Here is a 24,890-nt window from a genome sequence, read left to right as displayed (position 1 = left end):
TTTTTAATTTTGGAAACTCTTTTAATAATGTTTCATAATCAAGAGGATTTATAAAAGAAAATAGCCCATTCATGAAAACTGATTCGCCATAATGTTCAAGATATTCCAAAAGAACATCACTATCGATAAGAGTGGCTAATTGTGTTGCATATTTTGCTTTCAAAATTGATATATCTATTGTGCCGATTTTTTCTGGCTCATTCAATCTACCTATAAAACGTCTATGTATCATTTTTAAACTACTTTTAGTGTTACACTCATCATTAACGTATTCTTATTGGGTCGTGGAGTATTATTATAATGCAATTCTGCATGTTCTCTTGAGATTGGATATGCTAACTTAGCGTGGCGTTAGAGTTAAGTTCAAAATCTTAAATTTAGCGGAGGAAAGAATGTCGTAAAAAATAACTATGTATAAAATGTAGCTTAACTTTTACGCTACTTTTTGTTTGCACATTCACTAAATGGTTATATATAAATTTGTTGTTACCCGAAAAGATCTTTTAGTTTTTCAAATAAACTTTTCTTCTTCGCTGTTTCGGGTAAATATGACGGATCAGTAATTATGTCAGCCTCCTTTTCTTCAACGGATTCCGATTTGTTTAAAGATCCGGTTATGGCGTCCTCATTTGCCATATAATAATCTAAAAAGGAACTGTTTAGTTCGTTGATCAAATTGTTATCATTTGGATACTGATCGATGATGTTTTTTATTGTTTTTAAACCGTTCAGCCAGTTTTGATATTTTTCCCGGAAGTAAGCTTCCTTATTTTTAATCGTACTGGGAATAAAATGAAAACTCGCCGTATGATTACGCAGCGTTTGTTGGAAAAAAATAAGCATCAATGTTGTAAAACTATTGGTTCGAACGGAAAGATTTTCGCCCTCTTTTTCATCCCAATACTCACTCATAATCCATACTTCGGGGTTTTCTTCATCCGAATAGATTAGAGAAATATAGTCATTTCGCCTTTCAGAAATAACAAAAAAATCCTTTTCTATTTGTAAAGCATTTTCTTTAAATACATCATTCGCAAAAGAATTGATATAGTCCAAGCTTTCAAAAGCCATATCTTCAGCATCCATAAATTCGAATAAGAATTTTTTTCCGATACTTCTCAAATAAGCTTCATAAGCCGCAGGAATTGCGCCTTTTTCATTCTTTAGCTTTTCAATATCTTGATCATTGCATCCGACAATCCCCTTTTTTTTATCAATTTCTAAAAGCAGTAAATATTTTTTAAGCGTATCAAAAAAATCCTGGTATATTTTCATGGGTAAATAAATTAGGGGTGTCTGCAAATATATCGAAAAGACAAACAAAAAGGAGGAAAGGAAATAGATTTAAAAATTCATTTTTAGCGGATTATGCTGGAGCTGTAATTTTGTTTCGTGTCATAAAAACACTTATTTTGTAGCATATTTTTTACCCCTGCTGGTGCGAGCATCTTGCTCGTGTCCGCTCTATTTATTCACATCAATGTGCAGAATAAGCACCATTTCTCAACAACAAGATTTCCACCTCAATAACTTATAAAACAAAAAAAATCTCCAAAAAAGAAAAACTCTTTTGGAGATTTGGTGACCACGGAGGGGTTCGAACCCCCAACCCTCAGAGCCGAAATCTGATATTCTATCCAGTTGAACTACGCGGCCATTTTTAATCAGATTGCAAAGAAAACAATCTGATTTGATTTTTGCAAATTATGCCAGAAGCTTTTTTACAATTGTTGAAATTGTTTTTCCATCAGCTTTACCTGCCAATTCTTTAGAAGCAACACCCATTACCTGTCCCATGCTTCCCATTCCGGAAAAACCACCGTCGGCAATGATTTTTGTAATAATTGCTTCTACCTCTGCTTCAGACAATTGTGCCGGTAAAAACTTTTCGATCACGGCAACCTGAGCCAATTCCGGCTCTGCTAAATCCGCTCTTCCCTGCTCGCTAAAAATAGTCGCACTGTCTTTTCGTTGTTTTACCAGTTTTTGTAATATTTTTATTTCGTCTTCTTCTTTTAATTCCTGACCTGTTCCGGAAGTCTGCGCTAATAAAATTTCCGATTTAATGGCACGTAAGGCTTCTAGCGCTACGGTATCTTTGGCTTTCATGGCGGTTTTCATTTCGTCCATGATCTTAGTCTGTAAGCTCATATTTTTAATGGTTTAATTTTCGTTTATTGATCCGAAAAAGTGATTTCCAAAATGCCATTTGTACGACATTCTTTGTTCCGGAATGCTTTGCGAAGATATAAAAAATAACCCGAAATCGGGTTTGATTTCGGGTTAAAGGTTTCTCAAATGTAGGTTAGTTAGTCTACGTTATCATGTAGAAAAGAGTTGTTCGAACGCAACTGTAAGTCGTCGTTACTATCCATTCCCAATGACATACGCGATTTGCTATTATCAACAGAAGCGGCGTTTAAATCGACTCCCATTCTTTTATATGCCGGTTCTTTTTCCAATTCATTCACGCGGGAAGCGCTGTTATTGAATTTGTAATTGAACTCTTTCATTTTTCTTTTGCGCTCTTCGGCTCTCATTCGCAACGTTTCCTCGATCGTCATTTCAACCGGAGAAATCTCGTCGAAGCTGGATTGTGTCTGAGCCGGCTCTACTTTTCGCATCGTAAAGTTTAACTCTTCCGCAACCGGTTCTTCTTTTACAGGTTCAACCGCTTTAGAAGCCAATAGTTCGTTTTCTTTCTCCATATAATCTTCCAAAGAGTATTTCACCACTCCCGACTGGTTTACTTCCGTTACCGGAACCACCTGTACCGGTTGGTTTACTTTGATATCTTTGGTTTCATTGCTAAGATCGAAAACAACTCTGTCCTGAGCTGCTGTTACCGGCAAATCGAATGAAAAGGCAATTTGCTCTTCTACTTTTGGCAGTACAAACTGCGGTTCGATTACCTCAATTTCGCGAACGTCTCTCATAACCGGAGTCGGAGCCGGAGCTTCCTCTTTTACCGGTGAAACGATTTCGAAAAACACATCCAGGTTATTGATAAAATCTGCCGTTGGCAATTCTAATTCTTCTTCAATTACTGCCGTCGGTTGTTTTTTTTCGTATACTTCTTCTACTTCCACTTCTTCTTCTAAAGCGAAAACGATTTTTTCTTCCGGTTGTTCAGCAATAATATCATTGATCATCGCTTGTGCCGTTGCTTTTTCAACCGGAGTTGAGAAGTCAAATGATGGTACAAATCCGGTTGCCGATAAATCCTGAACCAATTTTTGCTCACCCTCTAAGGTGTGAATAATTTTTTTTGGCTCTGTATTTACGATTTCCGCCTGTTGCTCTACGTTAAATCCCGTAGCAATGATGGTTACCGCAATAGCGTCTCCTAACGATTCATCTTCACCAACCCCCATGATGATGTTGGCATTGTAGCCCGCTTCTTCCTGGATATGGTCGTTGATCTCTCCGATTTCGTCAATCGTGATTTCGTTGGTTCCGGATACGATCAATAATAATACGTTTTTAGCACCGGTAATTTTGTTGTCGTTTAACAACGGAGAATCCAATGCATCCACAATCGCATCTTTCGCTCTGTTTTCGCCGTTTGCCACAGCCGATCCCATAATAGCGGTTCCACTGTTGGACAATACGGTTTTCGCATCTTTTAAGTCGATATTCTGCGTATAGTGGTGTGTAATTACTTCGGCGATTCCTCGTGAAGCGGTTGCCAATACTTCATCCGCTTTGGAGAATCCGGCCTTGAATCCTAAGTTACCGTATACTTCTCTTAATTTATTGTTGTTGATAACGATTAACGAATCCACCTGTTTGCGAAGTCTTTCTACTCCCAACAAGGCTTGTTCCTGACGTACTTTTCCTTCAAACTGGAATGGAATCGTTACAATTCCTACAGTCAGGATATCTCTTTCTTTGGACAATTGCGCGATTACCGGTGCAGCTCCTGTTCCGGTTCCACCACCCATACCGGCCGTAATAAACACCATTTTGGTATTTACGTCCAACATTTTCTCAATTTCCTCGATACTTTCCAAAGCCGACTGTTGTCCTACTTCTGGATTTGCTCCGGCTCCAAGCCCTTCTGTCAAGTTAACGCCAAGTTGAATTTTATTCGGAACCGAACTGCTTTGCAATGCCTGTGAATCGGTATTACAAACCACGAAATCTACTCCTTTAATTCCTTGTTTAAACATGTGGTTAATGGCATTACTACCACCGCCACCTACACCAATAACTTTAATCACATTTGATTGGTTTTTTGGCAAATCAAATGCAATGCTTCCAAATTCTGAGTTGCTGTTCATATCGTATCGGTTTTATTCTGCGTTATCTAAAAATTCCTTAATCTTATCTATATATTTGTCGAAAAAGCCTCTTTTAATCTTTTCTTTGGTAGATTCTGAATCTACGTCATTTCTTACATTAATTGGCTTTAACGGCGCTGCTTCTGCTATTATTTCTTCTTCAATCTCTTCCGGTTCCGGTTCGATTCTAACCGGTTGTGGTTTGATTTCAACTTTTGGTTGTTCCTTTTTAATCTCGGCCAGTGGCGTTGCACTTTTCGTATTATTTCGGATACTGTTCATCACCAATCCTACTGCCGTGGCATATAACGGGCTGGAGATTTCTTCATCGGAATTTCCGGCCAGATGCTCGTTCGGATAACCGATCCGGGTGTCCATTCCGGTGATGTATTCCACCAGTTGTTTGATGTGTTTTAACTGAGCACCACCTCCTGTTAATACAATTCCGGCGATCAGTTTCTTTCTCGGATCTTCGTGTCCGTAGGCTTTGATCTCCGCAAAAACCTGTTCTACAATTTCCACAACTCTGGCGTGGATGATTTTCGAAAGGTTTTTTAACGATATCTCTTTCGGTTCGCGTCCTCGTAATCCCGGTATCGAAACAATCTCGTTGTCTTTGTTTTCGCCCGGCCAGGCCGATCCGAATTTTACTTTTAACAACTCGGCTTGTTTTTCAATAATCGAACAACCCTCTTTAATATCGTCGGTGATCACATTTCCTCCGAATGGGATTACTGCCGTATGGCGAATGATACCGTCTTTAAAAATGGCCAGGTCGGTTGTCCCGCCTCCGATATCAATCAACGCTACACCGGCTTCTTTTTCCTCCTGACTTAACACCGCATCAGCCGACGCCAATGGTTCCAATGTTAAACCGGACAAATCCAAACCGGAGCTTTTAATACAACGTCCCACATTTCGGATGGAAGACGCCTGTCCCACTACCACGTGAAAACTCGCTTCCAGTCGGCCACCATACATCCCAATAGGTTCTTTGATTTCCGATTGTCCGTCGATTTTAAATTCCTGTGGTAACACGTGGATGATTTCCTCACCCGGCAACATGGCCAATTTGTGCACCTGATTGATCAATAAGTCAATATCGGCATCACCAATCACTTCTTCCGGATTGTGACGACTGATATAGTCGCTGTGCTGAATACTGCGAATGTGCTGACCGGCTATGCCTACCACCACATCGTTGATTTTATATCCCGAATCCGCCTCAGCGTCCAAAACGGCCTGCTGAATGGATTGAATTGTCTGCGTAATATTGTTTACAACTCCGCGCGCCACACCAAGGCTTTTGGATTTTCCAACCCCTAAAATTTCTAATTTGCCGTACTCATTTTTCTTGCCGATCATGGCGACAATTTTGGTTGTCCCAATATCCAAACCTACTGCAATACTTTCTTTTTCCATAGTCTAATATTTGGTGCACACTACTTGTTGTGTAAACTTCAGATTAATTGTTTTATAATTCCCGATAAGGGTGTCTTTTATCGCATGTTGAAAAAAGGCCTTATAGTTGTCAAATTTCTTGTCAACATTTATCGTTCTTCCGAAAAGGATTTGATAATTGTAATTCCGGTTAGTCATAATCAGACTTCCTGTGGGCAAAATTTGTATTCCGGTGATGTTTTTTTTCAAAAACTCATCGTCATAAATTTTCCGGAGTACTTCGGTCAGTTTGCCTTTGTTTTCGGTGTTTATTTCACCTGAAACCAACGGAACCCGAGCTGCAAAATTATCCGACAACGGCATCTGATTTCCCTCATAGTCAATATAATAAGAACGCTCTCCGTCATCGACCCGTGCTACCGGTGTTTTCTGTGTCACGACCGCCTCTAAAGTCCCGTCAATAGTGGCAAAGACCTCTGCTTTGGCTATCATTTCATTACTGTCGAGAATATGCTCCAATCTATTCAAATCTAGCTTATCTTTCCTTATGCTCGTAACTTTGTTAAAATTTTGTATTAACAAGTTATCAACCGTTTCAGGCGTGATGAAAAGGTTATTTTCACCTTTAAACCGAACCTCTGTTTTTTGCAGATAACGGGTTTCATTTCGCTTCGATGAAAATGAGTACAGGAAAATCACTACTCCAATCATGAGTACCAATCTTACATCTGTCCATTTTATTTTTTTCATCGTTTTTTTATTTTTTTACTACTTCTAATGCTTTTCGAATATCGGGCACCATTTCCCCTACATCACCTGCTCCTATCGTTACAATTACCGGTGCATCGCTGTTTTCCAGTGCCGGAATCAGGGCTTCTTTTAAAATCAGTTTTTTGTTACTGTTTTCGATTTTCCCTAACAACCATTCGGAGGTAATCCCTTCCATTGGCAATTCCCGCGCCGGATAAATATCCATCAACAGAATTTCGTCAAATTGCGACAGACTTTTAGCAAAATCATCTGCAAAATCACGGGTTCTACTGTACAAATGCGGCTGAAATACCGCCAGTACCTTTTTCCCCGGATACAATTCGCGAACCGCCTGATGTACCGCATTAATTTCGGTTGGATGGTGCGCATAATCGTCAATATACACAAACTCCGGCTTACGAATCTGAAACGAAAAACGTCTTCGCACTCCTTTAAAACTCAACAGCGCTTTGGCAATATCGCTATCCGAAACCCCGTAGGTTTTTGCCATCGCCAACGCCAGTAAAGCATTGGTCAGATTATGTCTTCCAGGCAATCCAAATTTGATGTCTTTTAATTCTCCGGTAGGTGTGGTAACATCAAACACATACCAACCGTCTACAATTCGTATATTTTTTGCCGTAAACTGTGCGTCGTCATCAATTCCTACCGTCACTGCTTCGATCGGCAGGCCATTGGTTACAAACAGTTGTTTTTTATCGGCTACTTTATTCGCAAATTCTATAAAAGAAGCTTCAATCGAGGCTTTATCACCATAGATATCCAAATGATCGGCATCCATCGACGTCACACAAGCGATATCCGGGTGTAAATGCAGAAACGAACGATCGAATTCATCGGCTTCCACTACGGTTACCGTTTTTCCGTTTCCAATCAGATTGGAATTATAGTTTTCCACAATTCCACCTAAAAAGGCCGTCATATCAACACCGCTTTCATACAAAACATGCCCTAAAATACTGGACGTGGTGGTTTTTCCATGTGTTCCGGCTACCGCGAAGCAAAACGTATCTTTGGTAATGATTCCCAATACTTCCGCTCTTTTTTTGACCACAAATCCGTTATCCAGAAAATAATTCCATTCCGCATGCTGTTTTGGCACTGCCGGCGTAATCACCACCAGGGTATTTTCTTTATTCCGGAAAGTTTCGTCAATTAAAGACACATTATCCTCAAAATGGATCGCAATACCACTTTCTTCCAATTCGGCCGTAAGGTGCGTCGGTGTCTTATCATATCCGGCTACATTTTTCCCGATGTTTTTAAAATAACGGGCCAAAGCACTCATTCCGATGCCTCCTATTCCGATAAAATATACGTTATGTATTTGCGGTAAATTCATGCTCCTGCAATCAATTTCTTTTGGTTATCGTATCAATCGGACAATCTCATCCACAATTTGCTTTGTCGCATTCGGTAAGGCCAATTGTTTAATCGTGTCACTTAATTCTTTTCTTTGTTCTTCGTTTTCCAGCAAGCCTTTAAACGTGGTTTCAAAATGATTGTCCAGTTCGGATTCTTTTAACAACAAGGCTCCTTTTTTATCGACAATCGCTTTAGCATTTTTTGTCTGATGGTCTTCGGCTACGTTGGGCGACGGAATAAAAATCACCGGTTTCCCCACGATGCAAAGCTCCGAAACCGATGATGCTCCCGAACGGGAAATCACCATATCGGCCGCCGCATATACTAAATCCATACGATCAATAAAGGCCAAAACCTGTACATTTTCTTTTTCAGAAAAGTGTTTGTATTCTTCAAAATAAAGCTTTCCGCATTGCCAGATGATCTGAACTCCTTGTTCCAACAACCAATCGATCTCTTTTGCGATAAGCTGGTTGATTCGTCTGGCGCCCAAACTTCCACCCAACACCAATAGTGTTTTTTTGGACGGATCGAGTTTGAAATGCGCGATGGCTTCATTTCTTTTTTCGGCTACCGAAATCAGATCCTGACGAACCGGATTTCCGGTTAACCGGATTTTATCTTTTGGAAAAAACTGCTCCAGGTTTTCGTAGGCCACACATATTGCATTGGCTTTTTTTCCTAGCAATTTATTCGTGATTCCCGGAAAGGAATTCTGTTCCTGAATCACGGTTGGGATATTCATTCCGGCAGCGACTTTTAATACGGCTCCGCTGGCAAAACCTCCGGTTCCGATAACCACATCGGGTTTGAATTGTTTTAAAATCCCGTATGATTTGGTTAAACTGGAAATCAGCTTTAACGGAAACATCAGGTTTTGGAATGTCAATTTTCGCTGAATTCCCGCAATCCATAATCCTTTAATCGGATAACCGGCTTGTGGTACTTTTTGCATCTCCATTTTATCCTTCGCACCCACAAACAGGATTTCGGCTTTCGGAAAGCGAACTTTCAATTCGTTGGCAATAGCAATAGCCGGATAGATATGTCCTCCGGTTCCGCCTCCGCTAATTATGAATTTTGGGTTCTCTTTCATTTTATTTTGATGTTGCTTACAACTATTATTCTTTATTTAAAACGGCATTCATCGGGTTGTCACCCACAGTCTCGATGGAATAATCTTCTTCAACCACTTCTTCTTTTTCCATTTCCTTATCGATAAGGCGCTGCAAAATTTCTTCCCGTTGTCGTTTTTTTTCTTCTTCCTGAGCGATTTCTTCTTCTTTTTTCGTCACACTTAAAATGATCCCGATCGCAATACACGTCATCCAGATCGAACTTCCCCCGCTACTGATCAACGGTAAGGTCTGACCGGTTGTAGGCAGTAATTCCACCGCTACGCCCATATTGACCAAAGCCTGGAAAATAATCGGAAAGCCGAGACCAACGATCAGCAATTTTCCGAACATGGTTGGCGCTTTATGCGAGGTGATCAAAAAACGAAAGAACAGCATCAGGTACATAAACAAAATGGCCAATCCGCCCAACAGTCCGTATTCTTCCACGATAATCGCGAAAATAAAGTCGGACGACGATTGTGGTAAAAAGTTTTTCTGTACACTTTTTCCCGGTCCCAATCCGTAAATTTTCCCGGAAGCGATTGCAATTTTTGCTTTTTCAATCTGATAATCGTCCTCATTCGGTTCATCCGAACTGAATCGTTCGATACGACTCATCCAGGTATCCACACGGTTTGGCATGGCATCCGGAAAGGCTTTGGCAACCAGAACGAACATGATCAATCCTACTAATCCCGCACCGATAATGATTCCGAGGTATTTCATTGGGTATTTCCCTACGAAAACCAACATACACACCATTGAAAAGATCAAGGCCGCTGTGGAAAAATTGGCCGGCAAAATTAATATTATTACTGAAAAAACCGGCAACCAAAGTTCAAAAAGTGACGACTGAAACGTATATTCTTTTCCTTCGATTTTCGACAGGTAGCGGGCCACATATACCATAAGCACAATTAGCGCCAGTGCCGAGGTCTGAAAACTGACTCCGATAAACGGAACCTGAATCCAACGACTGGCATTTGCACCGCCAATTGTTGTTCCCTGAACCATCGTATAAGCCAGTAATAACACCACTATCGGTAAGGCTACTTTCGAAATCGCCTTAAAATAATGGTAGGGTGTTTTATGTACGAAATAGATCAGGCAGAAACCGATAAAAATATGCACCAGGTGCTTCATCAGGTATCCTACCGTTGAGCCTTTTCCCACCACATAAACCAGGTTCGTACTGGCACTAAAAACCGGCATAAAAGAAAACAGGGCCAACAGGGACACAAATGCCCAGATCCCTTTATCTCCTTTTAAATTGGTTAATAATGCTTTCATTGTTATTCTTTTTTTATTTTTTAAAGACTTTGTACGGCGTTTTTAAACTGCTTTCCACGGTCTTCGTAACTTTCAAATAAATCGAAACTGGCACAAGCCGGTGATAATAAAACCGTATCCCCTTTTTCGGCCATTTTCTGGGCAATTTTTACCGCTTCGGTCATGCTGGTGGTTTCCACCATTACGTCCACTACGTTACCAAAGGCTTCGATTATTTTGGAATTATCCACACCCAAACAAACGATTGTTTTTACCTTTTCACGTACCAACGGCATTAATTCGGCATAATCGTTTCCTTTATCCACACCTCCAACGATCCATACGGTTGGCGTAGTCATACTATCCAAAGCAAAGAAGGTCGCATTTACATTGGTCGCTTTGGAATCGTTTACATACTGTACATTTTGTATTTTCAGTACTTTTTCCAAACGATGTTCCACTCCCTGGAAATCGGACAGACTTTCGCGGATTGTTGCTTTTCGGATACGCATCAATTGCGCTACTGTAGTTGCTGCCATTGCATTTTTTACGTTATGTTTTCCTTCTAATGATAGTTCGTTTATTGGCATGATAAATGTCTCGTTGTTGATGTTGGTATAAATCGTATCGTCTTTTATATAAGCGCCTTCTTCCAGTGTTTTTGTGAGTGAAAAAGGAACTTTCTTTGCTCGTATTTTGTTTTTGCTCAGCCAGTCGGTTATGGCTTCATCATCGGCATCATAAATCAGATAATCGTCTTCCGTCTGGTTTTTGGTAATCCTGAATTTGGCTTCGATATATTGACTGTAGTCGTAATTATAGCGATCCAAATGATCCGGACTGATGTTCGTGATTACAGCAATATGCGGTTTGTAATCGATAACCCCGTCGAGCTGAAAACTACTTAACTCCAAAACATAGGCTTCAAATTTGTTTTCGGCGATCTGCCAGGCGTAACTTTTTCCGATGTTTCCGGCCAAACCTACATTTAATCCGCCCTGTTTTAACAGGTGATGCGTGAGCATGGTCGTGGTGGTTTTTCCGTTACTTCCGGTGATTCCAACCGTTACCACATCTGTAAATTTGTTGGCAAACTCGATTTCCGAGATAATCGGAATATTTTTTTCCTTTAGCTTTTTTACAATCGGTGACTTGTCGGGAATACCGGGGCTTTTCATAACCACATCGGCATTCAGAATCAAATCGTCCGTATGGGTTTCTTCTTCCCAGGGAATCTGGTTTAGAATCAACACTTCTTTATAGTTGTTTTTTATTTTTCCGAAATCGGACAGAAATACTTCGTATCCTTTTTTCTTTCCTAAGATCGCAGTGCCAACACCGCTTTCTCCGCCTCCTAATACTACTAGTCTCATACTATCTTAATTTTAATGAAACCAATGAGAAAATCGCTAACAAAATCGCCACAATCCAGAAACGGGTTACGATCTTACTTTCGTGATAGCCCTTTTTCTGATAATGGTGATGCAAAGGCGACATCAGAAAGATTCGTCTTCCTTCGCCGTATTTCTTTTTTGTATATTTAAAATAGGCCACCTGTACTACTACGGATAAATTTTCGGCAAGGAAAATTCCGCACAGTACCGGGATCAATAATTCTTTACGCACCGCGATAGCCAAAACCGCAATAATCCCTCCGATGGTTAAACTTCCGGTATCGCCCATAAATACGCTTGCCGGATAGGTGTTGTACCAGAGAAAACCGATGAGCGACCCTACAAAGGCCGCGATATAGACCGTCATTTCCCCGGAATTCGGGATATACATAATATTCAGGTAATTCGAAAAGATGATATTACCGGAAACGAAGGCAAAAATTCCGAGCGTAAGCACCGATATGGCCGATGTTCCCGCTGCCAGTCCGTCGATTCCATCGGTAAGATTGGCACCGTTGGAAACCGCCGTGATGATAAAAATCACAACCGGAATAAAAATCAACCAGGCATATTTTTCGTAGCCATCGCCCGTCCAGGCTAATAATTCGGCATAATCGAATTCGTTATTTTTAAAGAACGGAATCGTAGTCGCTGTTGATTTTTCTTCTGTTGGCGCCGGAGCAATGGTTGTCGTTCCCGGCGTTTGAAAAATATTACTGGTAGCCGTGTCAGTTCGCACCGTAACACCCGGATGGAAATACAATACCGAACCTACGATGATTCCCAATCCTACTTGTCCAACAACTTTAAATTTCCCTTTTAGTCCTTCTTTGTCTTTTTTAAATATCTTGATATAATCGTCGATAAAACCAATGGTTCCCATCCAAAGGGTGGTTACGATTAGCAACATCACATAAACATTGTCTAGTTTTGCTAATAAAAATACCGGAATCAACGTCGAAAAGATAATAATCAATCCTCCCATCGTTGGCGTTCCTGCTTTTTCTTTTTGGCCTTCCAGTCCTAATTCACGAACGGTTTCTCCGATTTGTTGTTTTCGCAGAAAATTGATGATTCGTTTTCCGAAAATCGTGGAGATCATTAGCGACAAAATAATAGCCAAACCCGATCGGAAGGTGATATACTGGAAAACTCCTGTTCCTGGAATATCTAAGGTTTTATCTAAATATTGAAAGAAATAATACAGCATTTGGTTATTTATTAAGTTGTTCTAATAGTTCTTTTACCGTTTTCATATCGTCAAAATCGTGACGTACACCCTGAATTTCCTGGTAGGTTTCGTGTCCTTTCCCGGCAATCAGGATGATATCATTGGGTTGTGCAAGCTGACAGGCGGTTTTGATGGCCTGTTTGCGATCCACAATCGATACCGTTTTTTTATAGTTTTGCGGTTCCACTCCTTTTTCCATGTCATCGATAATGGCTTCCGGTTTTTCACTTCTCGGATTATCGGACGTAAAAATGGCTTTATCGCTCATTGTTGAAGCAATGTTCGCCATAATTGGTCTTTTGGTGGTATCGCGATCGCCGCCACATCCTACAACCGTGATCAGTTGTTCGTTTTTGGTACGGATATCTTCTATCGTTTTTAATACGTTTTCTAAGGCATCGGGCGTATGCGCATAATCCACAATCGCGGTGATATTTCCCGCGGATACGATATACTGAAAACGTCCGGAAACACTTTCCAGTTCGCTTAACAGTCGCAATGCCTCCTGACTTTCGATCCCCAATTCGATTGCCACGCCATAAATAGCCAAAAGGTTATAGGCGTTAAACGAACCGATTAAGCGAACCCATACTTCCTGTTCGTTTATTTTTAGCAACAAACCGGAAAGCTGGTTTTCTAAAATCTGCGCCCGGTAATCCGCGTAGGTTTTTAGGGCGTAGGTACGCTTTTTAGCTTTGGTGTTTTGCAACATCACCGGACCGTTTTTATCATCGATATTGGTAATCGCAAAAGCGGTTTTTGGTAGGTTGTCAAAAAATGATTTTTTAACATCGCGGTATTCCGCAAATGTCGGATGGTAATCCAAATGATCGTGCGACAGGTTGGTAAAAACGCCTCCGGTAAAATGCAACCCTTCGGTACGTTTCTGGTGAATCCCATGCGAGCTCACTTCCATAAAACAGTAATCACAACCTTCTTCGACCATTTCATTCATATAGTGATTGATCGTTAATGAATCCGGTGTGGTATGTGTAGCTTTATATTCTTTATTATCGACTAAAATTTTTACGGTTGACAGTAATCCAACTTTATAACCGGCCTTTTTAAACATTTGATATAACAAGGACGCAATGGTTGTTTTCCCATTCGTTCCGGTAACACCAACCAGTTTTAATTTGGCCGACGGATCACCGTAATAGTTTGCACTCATATAGGCTAAGGCCAAACTCGTATCTTCTACCTGAACATAGGTAATTCCGTCATGGGTTGTTTCCGGCACTACTTCGCAAACTACCGCTATCGCACCCAGGCTGATTGCTTTTTCAATAAAATCATGTCCGTCGGAAACGGTTCCTTTGATCGCAACAAATACATCGTCCGATTCTATTTTTCGGGAATCGAATTCAATTTTGCCAACCGATACTTCGGTCGTGCCTTTTACCGCTTCGATCGCTACTTTATATAATATGTTTTTTAGGGCTGTCACGATAATTCTAATGTTATTACTTGGTTTTTCGTAAAGGCTTGTCCCGGTAAAATGGACTGTTGTTTTACTTTTCCTATTCCTTTTATTTTCACTTTAAGTCCGAAATTTTCCAACAACGCCACCGCATCCATTCCAGTCATTCCTTTCACATTCGGTACGATGTTTTCTTTTTTCTGAACTTTATCATAATAGGCCGCATAGCTTTGTTCCTGATTCAGGATTTTGCGGTTTAATTTTTTCACTTCGTTTGTCGATGGCACATCGGTAAATATTTTTTGCGCGATTCGCTTAAAAACCGGTCCGGCTACATCGGCTCCGTAATACAATCCTTTTGACGTATTCGGTTTGTGCACCACTACGATACAGGAATATTTCGGCTTGTCGGCTGGAAAATATCCGGCAAACGACGAGGCATAATACATTTGTCCGTCGCCTTTATGGTAATCCACCTGAGCGGTACCTGTTTTTCCGGCCATCGAAAAATCTTTTGAATACAATTTGGAGCCCGTTCCGCGTTTTACCACATTTTCCAGAATGGCATGTACTTTTTTAAGGGTTTCATCCGAACAGATTTTTGGATTCAACACCTGTTTATCATATTTTTTGATGGTTTTATTCCATTCTTTGATTTCTTTTACAAATTGCGGTTTTACCATTTCACCGTTGTTCGCTACGGCATTGTATAGCGTTAACGTTTGCAACGGTGTAATCGAAACACCATAACCAAAAGCCATCCATGGTAAAGCCACTCCCGACCATCCTTTTTCGCCCGGTTGCGGAATAAACGGCTTTCCTTCTCCTTTAAACGGTAATCCTAACGGACGATCCAATCCAAGGTTGTTGATACGGTTTACAAACTGGCGCGGATTGTCTTTATAATTGTCGTAAACGGCCTGAACCATTACGGTGTTTGACGACACTTCAAATCCTTTGGCCAGGCTAACTTTTCCATATCCGCCTCTTTTGGAATCGCGAACGTGACGGTTGTAATACGTAATATCACCCCCTTTGGAATCGTATACTTTGCTGGTATCTACTTTTCGGTCATCCAGTAATGCAATCAGATCCACCAGTTTAAAAGTTGATCCCGGTTCGTGCGATTCGGCCACCGCATAGTTGATCGTTTCGTAATAACTACCGTCGCTGGTTCTTCCTAAATTGGAAATCGCTTTGATCTCACCGGTATTCGTTTCCATCACCACCACACAACCGTGATCGGCTTCGTATAATTCCAGTTGTTTTAACAACGCATGGTGCGCGATATCCTGAATATACACGTCGATCGTTGAAATGATATCGTAACCGTCGCGTGGTTCTATTTCGTTATTATCACTAATCGGTTTCCACTGATTTTTGGCAATTTTCTGCATCAAACGCTGACCGTCTTTTCCATTCAGATACGCTCCAAAAGCACCTTCAATTCCCACTCGTGTTTCTTTTCCACCTTCATCCTGACGTTCATAACCAATGGTTCGCTCGGCAATTTTCCCGATTGGATGTTCGCGTACCGTTTTCTGTTCGGTGATCATTCCACCTTTATAGGAACCCAGATTAAAAAGTGGGAAGCTTTTCATTTTCATATATTGCGTATAGCTTAGCTTACGCGCTAACAGATAGTAGCGGTTTTTGTTGGCACGAGCTCTGCGCAGTTCGGTTTGAAAATAACTCGACGGTTTCCCCAATAATCCGGAAAGCGAATCCGCAAGCGGTTTTACATTTTTGTCAAAATCTTCTTTTTTGGGCGCTACCGCATCGAAGCGAATCGTGTAATTCGGAATTGAGGTCGCCAGTAAGCTTCCGTCGGCCGAATACACATTTCCTTTATTCGCCGGAATGACAAAGTTTTTAACCGTACGCTCTTTGGCCAGTTTTCGATAATATTCTCCTTCCACCCACTGGATATTCGTTAGCTTTATAGCAACGAAAATAGCCATCACGAAAATCGCGAAGGCTACCAGATAGATTCGGTAAGAGATATTTTTATCTTCTACTGCCATATTTTTTTTAGAATATTCTTTTCTTCTTCTTTAACTTTTATCTTTTTCGGCGGAACCGATGACGGCTGAATTCCTTTTTCTTCCATTTCAGCCGATATTGTGGATTCCATTTTGAGCTCCATCAATTCCGATCTGCGATCCACAAACTCGGATCGCAATTCTTTTACCTCGTTTGTCAACTCGGTTATCTGAAATGTTTTCTGTTCGTATCGGTGTGAATTGGCAATCATTATCATAGCCAATAAAATCAGAAAAACGATAAAGCGCCAATTTTTCAACGCATCATCGCTAATCAGGAACTTTGCTTTTAACAAACTATATACGCCTTCTTTCATCATGACTCTTCGTGTTTGGGTTTGTTTCAGCGTTTTTCAGCGATCCTTAATTTAGCACTCCGCGCCCGGTTGTTTATCGCAATTTCTTCTTCCGAAGGCACGATCAGTTTTCCTATTAATTGGAATGGCACTTCAAATCTTCCAAAGAAATCGCGTTCCGGTTCTCCTTCAAACATTCCGTTTCGCATAAAGCGTTTTACCAGTCGGTCTTCCAATGAATGATAGGAAATCACACTCAAACGCCCTTCCGGCTTTAACAGCTCCAGCGACTGTTCTAAAAACTCTTTTAGCACGTCCATTTCCTGGTTTACTTCTATACGTATCGCCTGATAGATTTGCGCCAGAATTTTATTGCTTTTGTGTGCCGGTAAAAAGCGGCTTAACACTTTTTTTAATTGTTCGGTATTGCGGATCGGATTTTCTTTTCGCGCTGTTACAATTGTATTCGCAAGCGCTCCGGCATTTTTCAATTCACCATAATCAAAGAACATCCGTTTTAAATCCGACTCGTCATATTCGTTTACCACATGAAAAGCACTCAATTCCCCTTTCTGATTCATTCGCATATCCAGTTCGGCATCAAATCGGGTTGAAAATCCTCTTTCCGGAACATCAAATTGATGAGACGAAACCCCCAAATCACCTAATATTCCATCTACTTGTTTTACGCCGTGAAAACGCAAAAACCGTTTGATATAGCGAAAGTTTTCATTGATCAGCGTAAATCGTTCATCGTCTATTACATTCGCCAATGCATCGGTATCCTGATCAAAGGCAAACAATTTTCCGTTTGGCCCAAGATGACGCATGATTTCCCGTGAATGACCACCTCCACCGAAGGTTACATCCACATAAATACCATCCGGTTTTATATTCAACCCACCAACCGTTTCTTTTAATAATACCGGATTATGATATTCCATTGTCGTCGTCATTTAAATTACCCATTACTTCTTCGGCCAGGTCTGCAAAATCCATATCGTCTCCTGATATTGATTTTTCATACAAATCCTTGTCCCAGATCTCGATGATATTTACCTTTGAGGTCAAAACCAAATCTTTGGAAATTCCCGCATATTCAATCAGATCTTTTGTTATCAATAGTCGTCCGGCATCATCGATCTCTACCATTTTCACACCGGCCATAAACTTTCGAATAAAGTCGTTATTCTTTTTTACAAAACGGTTCAGTTTGTTGATTTTCAACATCATGATATCCCATTCTGCCTTTGGCCACAACTCTACACACTGATCAAAAATGGAGCGTTTTAACACAAAACCATCGGTTGGAGCAGGCAATTGTTTCTTCAAAGGAGCCGGCACCATTAGCCTTCCTTTTGAATCAATTTTACACTCATATGTCCCGATTATATTGGTCAAGATTCGCTCTTTTTGATTTGATTTATAGCAAAAGTACAGATTTTTTTACCACTTTTTACCACATATTCCCACTTTGTTGATAAGTTTTTACACTCAAAACCTAAAATATAGGAAATTTCACTAATGTTCTCATTTCTAATCATTAAGAATATTGCATTGTTTTTCTTCAATCACATCATTATCCTTAAAAAAAGCTTCATTTTTATACACATTTTTAATAATCACCCAAAACCCCAAAAAAATCACCCTTTTTTGATTTTTATTTACAAAAAGCAACTGATAATTAACCTGTTACTGTTACAAAAACGCGTTACAATTTCTTAAAGGCAAAGTATTTTCGATTTTACCTTTCAAAACTTCTTATTTCTTTAGAAAGTCCTATATTTGTGAGAATTTGAAACCGTATCATAAATACATGGAGCATACGTTAAAAAAAGAGGGCAAATACCGTTATTTTGAAGCAGGAGAAGGCACGCCTATCATTATTTTACACGGACTAATGGGTGGACTGAGTAACTTTGACGGAGTCGCTGATTTTTTTCCAAAACATGGCTACAAGGTTGTTATTCCCGAGTTACCACTTTACACCAACAGTATTTTAAAAACCAACGTGAAGGCTTTTTCAAAATTTGTAAAAGACTTTATTACGTATAAAGGCTACGAAAAAGTAATCCTTTTAGGAAATTCCCTTGGCGGTCATATCGCCCTATATCACACTAAAATGTATCCGGAAAAAATGGCCGGGTTGGTGATTACCGGAAGTTCCGGACTTTATGAAAGCGCTATGGGCGAAAGCTATCCGAAACGCGGCGATTATGACTATATCCGAAAAAAAGCGGAGGATGTTTTTTACGATCCGAAAGTTGCCACTAAAGAAATTGTTGACGACGTGTATGCGACCGTGAACGACCGAATGAAACTGTTAAAAACGTTGGCGATTGCCAAAAGTGCAATTCGTCATAATATGGCTAAAGATCTTCCGAAAATGGATACGCCAACCGGAATTATCTGGGGACGAAACGACAAAGTAACACCACCGGATGTAGCCGAAGAGTTTAACCGACTTTTGCCAAATTCCGATTTATACTGGATTGACAAATGCGGACATGCCGCGATGATGGAACATCCGGACGAATTTAACCGACTAATGTTGGAGTGGCTCAAAAAAGCCAACTTATAATATACTTTCATTCGGTACTCCAAAAAAGTACCGAATGCTTTTTTAAAACAAATCTGAAATCCGGAAACCATGAAAATTAATACTGCCGAATTTGTCATCAGTAATTCTGAAGTAAGCAAATGCCCGAAAGAACCTTTACCGGAATACGCTTTTATCGGACGATCCAACGTTGGAAAATCTTCGTTGATCAACATGTTGACCAACCATAAGAATCTGGCAAAAACTTCGGGAAGACCCGGAAAAACGCAATTGATCAACCACTTTAAAATCAATAATAACTGGTTTTTGGTCGATTTACCAGGTTATGGTTATGCGCGTGTTTCGAAAAAAGCAAAAGAAACGTTCCAACAATTTATCACCGATTATTTCGAAAAAAGAGAACAATTGGTTTGTGCCTTTGTTTTGATTGACATCCGATTGGAAGCCCAGAAAATCGATTTGGAATTTATCAATTACCTTGGTGAAATCGAAGTGCCGTTTTGTATCATTTTTACCAAATCCGACAAAATCAGCAAAGGAAAAGTGGAACAGAATATTGCGGCATATCGCAAAGCATTATTGGCGAATAATTGGGAAGAAATGCCACAGCATTTTATCACCTCTTCGCTGGACGTTGTTGGCCGCGAACCGCTATTGGATTTTATCGATGGCGTGAACGACGGTATTTTTAAAAATAATGATCTATAAAAAAAGCGGTTTTTCAACCGCTTTTTCTTTTTTATTTTTTACCCAATTCCAGCTTTTCTGCAAAATAATCGCAGAAGTCCCGCATGGTTTCCGTCATTTTTTCGTCATCGGTAGCACGGTGATACGTATCCGCCATAGCCACTAAAGTCTGATGAAAAAACACTTTCATTTCATCTACCGGCATGTCTTTTGTCCACAGGTTGATCTGTAATGTCTCTTGTACTTTACTATCCCACATCGCCAGCAACATTGCTTTGGCTTCGGCAGCTTCTACACCACCGTCCTGTGCTTTCCATTTTAATTTTTCCGGAACGCGGTTTTCGTCCAGTTCGATTTGTATTTTTATTTCGGATTTAATATTCTTTGCCATTATTTTTTGGGTTTGTATTTTGAGTTATCAAATATTTCTTTTGCATCGGTCACCAGCAATTGCTGTAAGTTTACGTCCGGATTGTTTTTCATATACGAACGTACAATTTGCCATCCCAACCAGGTTCCTACTCTTCCCGGTGATTCGGCATCGATTTCCAGATAGAATTTAGAAAAAGGTGCTGTCGATATAAAACGTTGCGTTAGCTTTGGATTGGTATCGTACAACAATTTTTCGTTTACCAAGTATTTCCACATTTCCGATTCGTTTTCCTGACACCATTTTAGTTGTTCTTCGGTATACGCAATTTTATCCGCATCCGACATATCCGGCAACATCAGGTCTTTCATGTACAACTCTTTGCCAAAATAGATCATTTGCGCCAATAGGGAACGATCGTCTGTTGCCTTTATTTTTTTAGCCGCCAAGCTCGCCACGATATCCGGCATCATTTGCGACGGTTCGAAGTTTTGTTTGTAATACTGTGGGAATTCATACAAACGATTGTCTTTCCCCAAATACATATCTAATGAGATGATCACTAGACTATCCGCAAAAATGGCTTTGTTCTCATAGTCCATTTCCGATATCAATGTAACCACTTTCGGCGTTTTATATTCCGGGAAGTAATATTGAATGTGTTTGAACAAATCCACCAGATCACCTTCAAAGGCATTGTTGTTTGGATATTTTTTCTTTACCTCGCCATATAATTCGCGGTTTAACGGATTTTGCATTCTATTGGTCCAAACCGTATCGGGATTCCCTGCTGGGAAAAAATAATGGAATTCCCGTTTGATTTTTGGAAAATCGGAAACCGGAGATTCGTAAAAAACCTTATCAAATCGTTCGATTTCTACCTTCACCGGGATCTTATCCACTTCCTTTGCCACTTTATCTTCCTTTTTACAGGCGATCAGTACCAAAACCATAAAAACCCCTGTCAAATATTTTTTCATGCCTCTGTGAATTTATAATTAAGTTTTAGCCCTATTCCTATTTGATTGCATCACTCGGATAATCACGGCTAATTTTTTGTTATTTTTATCGCAATTATTTTTTTGCAAATATAACATTACCGTTTTATAAAATCTTCATAATATTTCTATGGTCCCTACAAACTCCTTTCAAGCTGAAAAAATCAACCTGCATATTGTAAACTGGCTAAAAGATTATGCCGCTCAAGCCCGCGTTAAAGGTTTTGTTGTGGGAATATCCGGTGGAATCGATTCGGCCGTAACCTCAACGTTATGCGCGCAGACCGGTTTACCGACCTTATGTGTGGAAATGCCGATCCACCAGGCCGCCAGTCAGGTTTCAAGAGGTCAGGAACATATTGATCAGCTTAAAAAACGTTTTGAGAATGTTTCCAGTGTGATTTCTGATCTAACTCCGGTTTTCGAAAACTTTAAACAACAAGTCTCTTCTTCGGATAACGAGGCCATTTTAAACCTTACCCTGGCCAATACCCGCGCCCGGCTGCGCATGACCACGCTTTACTATTTTGCCGGATTGCATAGTGCCTTGGTTGCCGGAACCGGAAATAAGATCGAAGATTTCGGTGTAGGCTTTTTTACCAAATACGGAGATGGCGGTGTTGATTTAAGTCCGATTGCCGACCTGATGAAATCGGAAGTTCGTTTATTGGCACAATACTTAAATGTACCCGGTAGCATTATTCAGGCAAAACCTACAGACGGGTTATTTGGAGACGACCGAAGTGACGAAGATCAGTTGGGCGCGAGCTACGATGAATTGGAATTTGCTATGCTAGCATACAAAAATGGTAAGACTGAAAACGATTTTGTAGGAAGAGAACACGAAGTTATGAGAATTTACCGTAGACTTAACACCGCTAACCAACACAAAATGAACCCAATACCGGTTTGCAACATCCCTGAAGATTTGAAATAATTTTCTTTCACTGATTATCAATCGTTTATATTTTTTTTAGTAACTTTACAGATAATTACTATTAAAACCTATTGAAGATGATAAAAGTTTGTTTAGCAGATAATCATCCCGTCGTTCAGTATGGGGTGAAGTCCTTTTTCAAGGATAATTCGGAGATCAATTTTGTCGGAGTTGTTAGTAATTTATATGGCCTAGAGGAATTACTACGGAAAAAGAACGTAGATGTCGTTGTTTTAGATTTGGAATTGGACGGTTTAACGAGCATTAGCACCGTTAAAACCTTAACCAAAGAGTACCCGAACACTAAGATTGTTATTTTTACAAATTTAGCTGAACAAATTTACGCACCCAATGCATTAAAAGCCGGTGTTTCGGCCTATATGCATAAAAACTCGAAACTGGAAGAATTAGAGTTTGCCATAAAAAGCGTCTTTGTCGGGAACATTATCTTTAGTGAGGCCGTTCGTAAAAACCTTGCACTTCTAAACAAAGGACGTAAAACCGACAGACTTTACCGCAAATTATCATCCCGGGAAATCGAAGTATTACGCTATTTAAGCGATGGAAAGAAAAACAAGGAGATTGCCAAACTGTTGAATTTAAACGAGAAAACAATTAGTACCTACAAGCTTCGTTTACTAACCAAATTACATGTAACGAATCTGGTAGACTTGGTCAATAAGGCCAAAACATTAGAAATCGTCTAGCTGTAACGCGACATTACGCGTCCCAGTTTTTTTGAAAAAGTATTGATCAATTTTTGGTAGTCTACTGCCATCATCAGGATTTCCGAATTATCTGCCGTAACTTCCATACTAAGGGAGTTTTTAAGGTCGTTAATAATCCTGTCTACTAAAAACCAACGTAAAGTCAGTATGGTTTCTGAAACGTATTGACTTATCGTTTGGTTTTTCTGTTTTACAATAATCTGTTGTACTTCCCAGTTATGCAATGCCTCGCGCTCATCTTCCATTAAGATATTTGTCACTTCACGTGCCAGTTCGGGCTCCAGTCGCATTAAATATTGCTCTATTTCAAAGGTTTCATTCTGATGGTAATAATTGATCAGGTGATTATAAATCGCCCGGAACGATTCGTTACCCAATTCAACCTCATCTTCCTGTAAACTCAGGTAAATTCGGTGGTACACTTTATAATTGTTCATTTCACTCACTTCCGTCATCTCACCTTCTTCATTCGCTTTTAGAATAACGTCTTCAAATTCTTCTACAGCATTTCCATATAGCAACAGAATTTCGATCAGTTTGCGTTCCAGTTCGTACAGTACATCTATTTTTGACGCCTGTAAGCTCTCCTGGTTTTTAACCACTTCGAAAACTTTTTCCTTTTGCTCTTGTTTTAGTTTTTTTCCGGCATCGGCTACATCTTTTTGCACCATTTGCGCCAGCGTATCCACCAAAACCTGTTCGGAAATGTCCATAATTCGGGAACATTCCTGTATATATACTTCGCGTTTGATACGATCCGGAATCTTGGAAATACTCGTGACCATGTCGCGAATCAGCTCGGCTTTTTTAATCGGATCGTTATTGGCTTCCCGCATTAAAAGCGAGGCTTTAAACTGAATAAAATCCTTGGCGTTTTCGTCCAGATAACGTACCAATTCGTCATATGGCGTTTTTTTAGCAAAACTATCCGGGTCTTCTCCATCGGGAAACGAACATACTTTTACGTTCATTCCGGCTTCCAGAATAAGATCCACCCCGCGAACAGACGCACGCAAACCTGCCGCATCACCATCAAAAAGGACTGTGATATTTTTGGTCAGACGGTTTACCAGTCGAATCTGATCGGGTGTTAAAGCCGTACCGGACGAAGCGACTACGTTTTCGATTCCGGCCTGATTAAACTGAATCACATCGGTATACCCTTCCACCAGATAACAATTATCCTGTTTGGCGATAGCCTGTTTGGCATGGAAGATTCCGTATAGTACTTTACTCTTATGATAGATATCACTTTCGGGTGAGTTGAGGTATTTGGCCGCTTTTTTATCGTTGGTCAATATACGACCGCCAAACCCCAATACGCGCCCAGACATACTTTGTATCGGAAACATTACCCTTCCCTTAAAACGGTCGAATTGCTTGTCTTCTTTTACAATGGTAAGTCCGGTTTTGTCCAGATATTCCAGACGATATCCCTTACCGAGCGCTTCTTTTGTGAACGCATCCCAGGTTTCGGGCGAATATCCCAATCCAAATTTTTTGATTGTTTCGGCGGTAAATCCTCTTTCTTTAAAATACGAATAACCTATGGCTTTTCCTTCTTCGGAAAGCGTCAGGATATTGTGAAAATATTGCTGTGCAAATTCGGAAACCAGATACATACTTTCTTTTTCATTGGCTTCTTCCTTCTCTTCATTGGATTGCTCCGTTTCTTCGATCTCGATATTGTATTTTCTCGCGAGGTAACGAATCGCTTCCGGATAGGAAAAATGTTCGTGCTCCATTAGAAACGTCACTACATTTCCGCCTTTTCCGGAACTAAAATCTTTCCAGATCTGCTTTACCGGCGAGACCATAAAAGACGGTGATTTTTCGTCCACAAACGGACTCAACCCTTTTAGGTTGCTTCCCGCTCGTTTTAACTGGACAAAATCGCCAATTACTTCCTCAACCCGGGCTGTTTCGAAAACGGTATCTATAGTATTCTGTGCAATCATAGTCCGACAAAGATACGATACGGGAGTTATTCTATACAAATATGTATAGACTAAAAAACAAA

Annotated in this window: 23 protein-coding genes and 1 tRNA gene; 4 read left to right on the top strand and 20 right to left on the bottom strand. The window is 40.2% G+C overall.

What is annotated here, in order from left to right; genetic code table 11:
* From Q1R07_RS03710 to mraZ, 17 genes are all read right to left on the bottom strand, one after another.
* Positions 1–232: hypothetical protein (locus tag Q1R07_RS03710; RefSeq protein ID WP_300486128.1), on the bottom strand; the 232-nt coding region annotated here is incomplete at its 3' end.
* Positions 233–486: 254 nt separating this feature from the next.
* Positions 487–1,275, bottom strand: a complete 789-nt coding sequence (locus Q1R07_RS03705; protein ID WP_300486126.1) for a hypothetical protein — start codon at positions 1,273–1,275, stop codon at positions 487–489.
* A gap of 304 nt (positions 1,276–1,579) precedes the next feature.
* Positions 1,580–1,656 (bottom strand) — tRNA-Arg (locus tag Q1R07_RS03700).
* Between the two features lie 48 nt (positions 1,657–1,704).
* Positions 1,705–2,151, bottom strand: a complete 447-nt coding sequence (locus tag Q1R07_RS03695) for a GatB/YqeY domain-containing protein (RefSeq protein ID WP_300486124.1) — start codon at positions 2,149–2,151, stop codon at positions 1,705–1,707.
* Positions 2,152–2,309: 158 nt separating this feature from the next.
* A complete protein-coding gene (ftsZ, locus tag Q1R07_RS03690) occupies positions 2,310–4,283 on the bottom strand; it encodes a cell division protein FtsZ (RefSeq protein WP_300486122.1) in 1,974 nt (657 codons plus the stop codon).
* A 12-nt stretch (positions 4,284–4,295) separates the two neighbouring features.
* Positions 4,296–5,705 carry a cell division protein FtsA gene (gene ftsA / locus Q1R07_RS03685; RefSeq protein WP_300486120.1) on the bottom strand — a complete coding sequence of 470 codons (1,410 nt, stop codon included), beginning with the start codon at positions 5,703–5,705 and terminating at the stop codon, positions 4,296–4,298.
* Positions 5,706–5,708: 3 nt separating this feature from the next.
* Entirely contained in the window at positions 5,709–6,434 is a 726-nt protein-coding gene (locus tag Q1R07_RS03680) for a cell division protein FtsQ (RefSeq protein WP_300486118.1), read from the bottom strand.
* A 7-nt stretch (positions 6,435–6,441) separates the two neighbouring features.
* Positions 6,442–7,797 carry a UDP-N-acetylmuramate--L-alanine ligase gene (gene murC, locus Q1R07_RS03675; protein ID WP_300486116.1) on the bottom strand — a complete coding sequence of 452 codons (1,356 nt, stop codon included), beginning with the start codon at positions 7,795–7,797 and terminating at the stop codon, positions 6,442–6,444.
* Between the two features lie 24 nt (positions 7,798–7,821).
* A complete protein-coding gene (gene murG / locus Q1R07_RS03670) occupies positions 7,822–8,916 on the bottom strand; it encodes an undecaprenyldiphospho-muramoylpentapeptide beta-N-acetylglucosaminyltransferase (protein WP_300486114.1) in 1,095 nt (364 codons plus the stop codon).
* Between the two features lie 25 nt (positions 8,917–8,941).
* Positions 8,942–10,228, bottom strand: a complete 1,287-nt coding sequence (locus Q1R07_RS03665) for an FtsW/RodA/SpoVE family cell cycle protein (RefSeq protein ID WP_300486112.1) — start codon at positions 10,226–10,228, stop codon at positions 8,942–8,944.
* A 20-nt stretch (positions 10,229–10,248) separates the two neighbouring features.
* A complete protein-coding gene (gene murD, locus Q1R07_RS03660; protein ID WP_300486110.1) occupies positions 10,249–11,580 on the bottom strand; it encodes a UDP-N-acetylmuramoyl-L-alanine--D-glutamate ligase in 1,332 nt (443 codons plus the stop codon).
* A gap of 1 nt (position 11,581) precedes the next feature.
* Complete coding sequence (gene mraY / locus Q1R07_RS03655; protein ID WP_300486109.1) at positions 11,582–12,811, bottom strand: phospho-N-acetylmuramoyl-pentapeptide-transferase; 1,230 nt, start codon at positions 12,809–12,811, stop codon at positions 11,582–11,584.
* 4 nt (positions 12,812–12,815) lie between these two features.
* The gene (locus Q1R07_RS03650) at positions 12,816–14,279 is read right to left on the bottom strand and encodes a UDP-N-acetylmuramoyl-L-alanyl-D-glutamate--2,6-diaminopimelate ligase (protein ID WP_300486108.1); all 1,464 of its coding nucleotides are present in this window, start codon (positions 14,277–14,279) and stop codon (positions 12,816–12,818) included.
* Positions 14,276–16,276 carry a penicillin-binding protein gene (locus tag Q1R07_RS03645; RefSeq protein ID WP_300486106.1) on the bottom strand — a complete coding sequence of 667 codons (2,001 nt, stop codon included), beginning with the start codon at positions 16,274–16,276 and terminating at the stop codon, positions 14,276–14,278. Before Q1R07_RS03645 ends, Q1R07_RS03650 begins: the two co-directional genes overlap by 4 nt.
* Positions 16,267–16,611, bottom strand: coding sequence for an FtsL-like putative cell division protein (locus Q1R07_RS03640; protein WP_300486132.1), 345 nt, complete (start codon positions 16,609–16,611; stop codon positions 16,267–16,269). Before Q1R07_RS03640 ends, Q1R07_RS03645 begins: the two co-directional genes overlap by 10 nt.
* 26 nt (positions 16,612–16,637) lie before the next feature.
* Positions 16,638–17,546 (bottom strand): 16S rRNA (cytosine(1402)-N(4))-methyltransferase RsmH, encoded by a 909-nt coding sequence (rsmH, locus tag Q1R07_RS03635; RefSeq protein WP_300486104.1) that lies wholly within the window; start codon positions 17,544–17,546, stop codon positions 16,638–16,640.
* On the bottom strand, positions 17,521–17,991 hold the full coding sequence (gene mraZ, locus Q1R07_RS03630; RefSeq protein ID WP_300486102.1) for a division/cell wall cluster transcriptional repressor MraZ: 471 nt from the start codon (positions 17,989–17,991) through the stop codon (positions 17,521–17,523). Before mraZ ends, rsmH begins: the two co-directional genes overlap by 26 nt.
* A 415-nt stretch (positions 17,992–18,406) precedes the next feature.
* Here mraZ and Q1R07_RS03625 point away from each other — a divergent pair, with 415 nt between their 5' ends.
* Together Q1R07_RS03625 and yihA are read left to right on the top strand one after the other, a co-directional pair.
* Positions 18,407–19,171: an alpha/beta hydrolase gene (locus tag Q1R07_RS03625; protein WP_300486100.1), complete on the top strand. Its 765-nt coding sequence runs from the start codon at positions 18,407–18,409 to the stop codon at positions 19,169–19,171.
* Between the two features lie 69 nt (positions 19,172–19,240).
* Positions 19,241–19,858: a ribosome biogenesis GTP-binding protein YihA/YsxC gene (yihA, locus tag Q1R07_RS03620; protein ID WP_300486098.1), complete on the top strand. Its 618-nt coding sequence runs from the start codon at positions 19,241–19,243 to the stop codon at positions 19,856–19,858.
* A 31-nt stretch (positions 19,859–19,889) separates the two neighbouring features.
* Here yihA and gldC read toward each other — a convergent pair whose 3' ends face one another.
* Together gldC and gldB are read right to left on the bottom strand one after the other, a co-directional pair.
* Positions 19,890–20,228 (bottom strand): gliding motility protein GldC, encoded by a 339-nt coding sequence (gene gldC, locus Q1R07_RS03615; protein WP_300486096.1) that lies wholly within the window; start codon positions 20,226–20,228, stop codon positions 19,890–19,892.
* Entirely contained in the window at positions 20,228–21,187 is a 960-nt protein-coding gene (gldB, locus tag Q1R07_RS03610; protein WP_300486094.1) for a gliding motility lipoprotein GldB, read from the bottom strand. The genes gldC and gldB overlap by 1 nt, the downstream gene beginning before the upstream one ends.
* 148 nt (positions 21,188–21,335) lie before the next feature.
* Between gldB and nadE the strand changes: the two genes are divergently transcribed.
* Positions 21,336–22,142 (top strand): NAD(+) synthase, encoded by an 807-nt coding sequence (nadE, locus tag Q1R07_RS03605; protein WP_300486092.1) that lies wholly within the window; start codon positions 21,336–21,338, stop codon positions 22,140–22,142.
* Positions 22,143–22,219: 77 nt separating this feature from the next.
* Positions 22,220–22,849, top strand: a complete 630-nt coding sequence (locus tag Q1R07_RS03600; RefSeq protein WP_136402182.1) for a response regulator transcription factor — start codon at positions 22,220–22,222, stop codon at positions 22,847–22,849.
* Here the strand turns inward: Q1R07_RS03600 and dnaG are convergent.
* Entirely contained in the window at positions 22,846–24,828 is a 1,983-nt protein-coding gene (gene dnaG / locus Q1R07_RS03595) for a DNA primase (protein ID WP_300486089.1), read from the bottom strand. The genes Q1R07_RS03600 and dnaG overlap by 4 nt on opposite strands.
* Between the last annotated feature and the right edge of the window lie 62 nt (positions 24,829–24,890).

Origin of the sequence: Flavobacterium sp., from assembly GCF_030146175.1 — a bacterium.
Classification (GTDB): Bacteria; Bacteroidota; Bacteroidia; order Flavobacteriales; family Flavobacteriaceae; genus Flavobacterium.
Note: the sequence above shows the minus strand (reverse complement) of the source record. Positions and strands in the feature narration are given on the sequence as shown.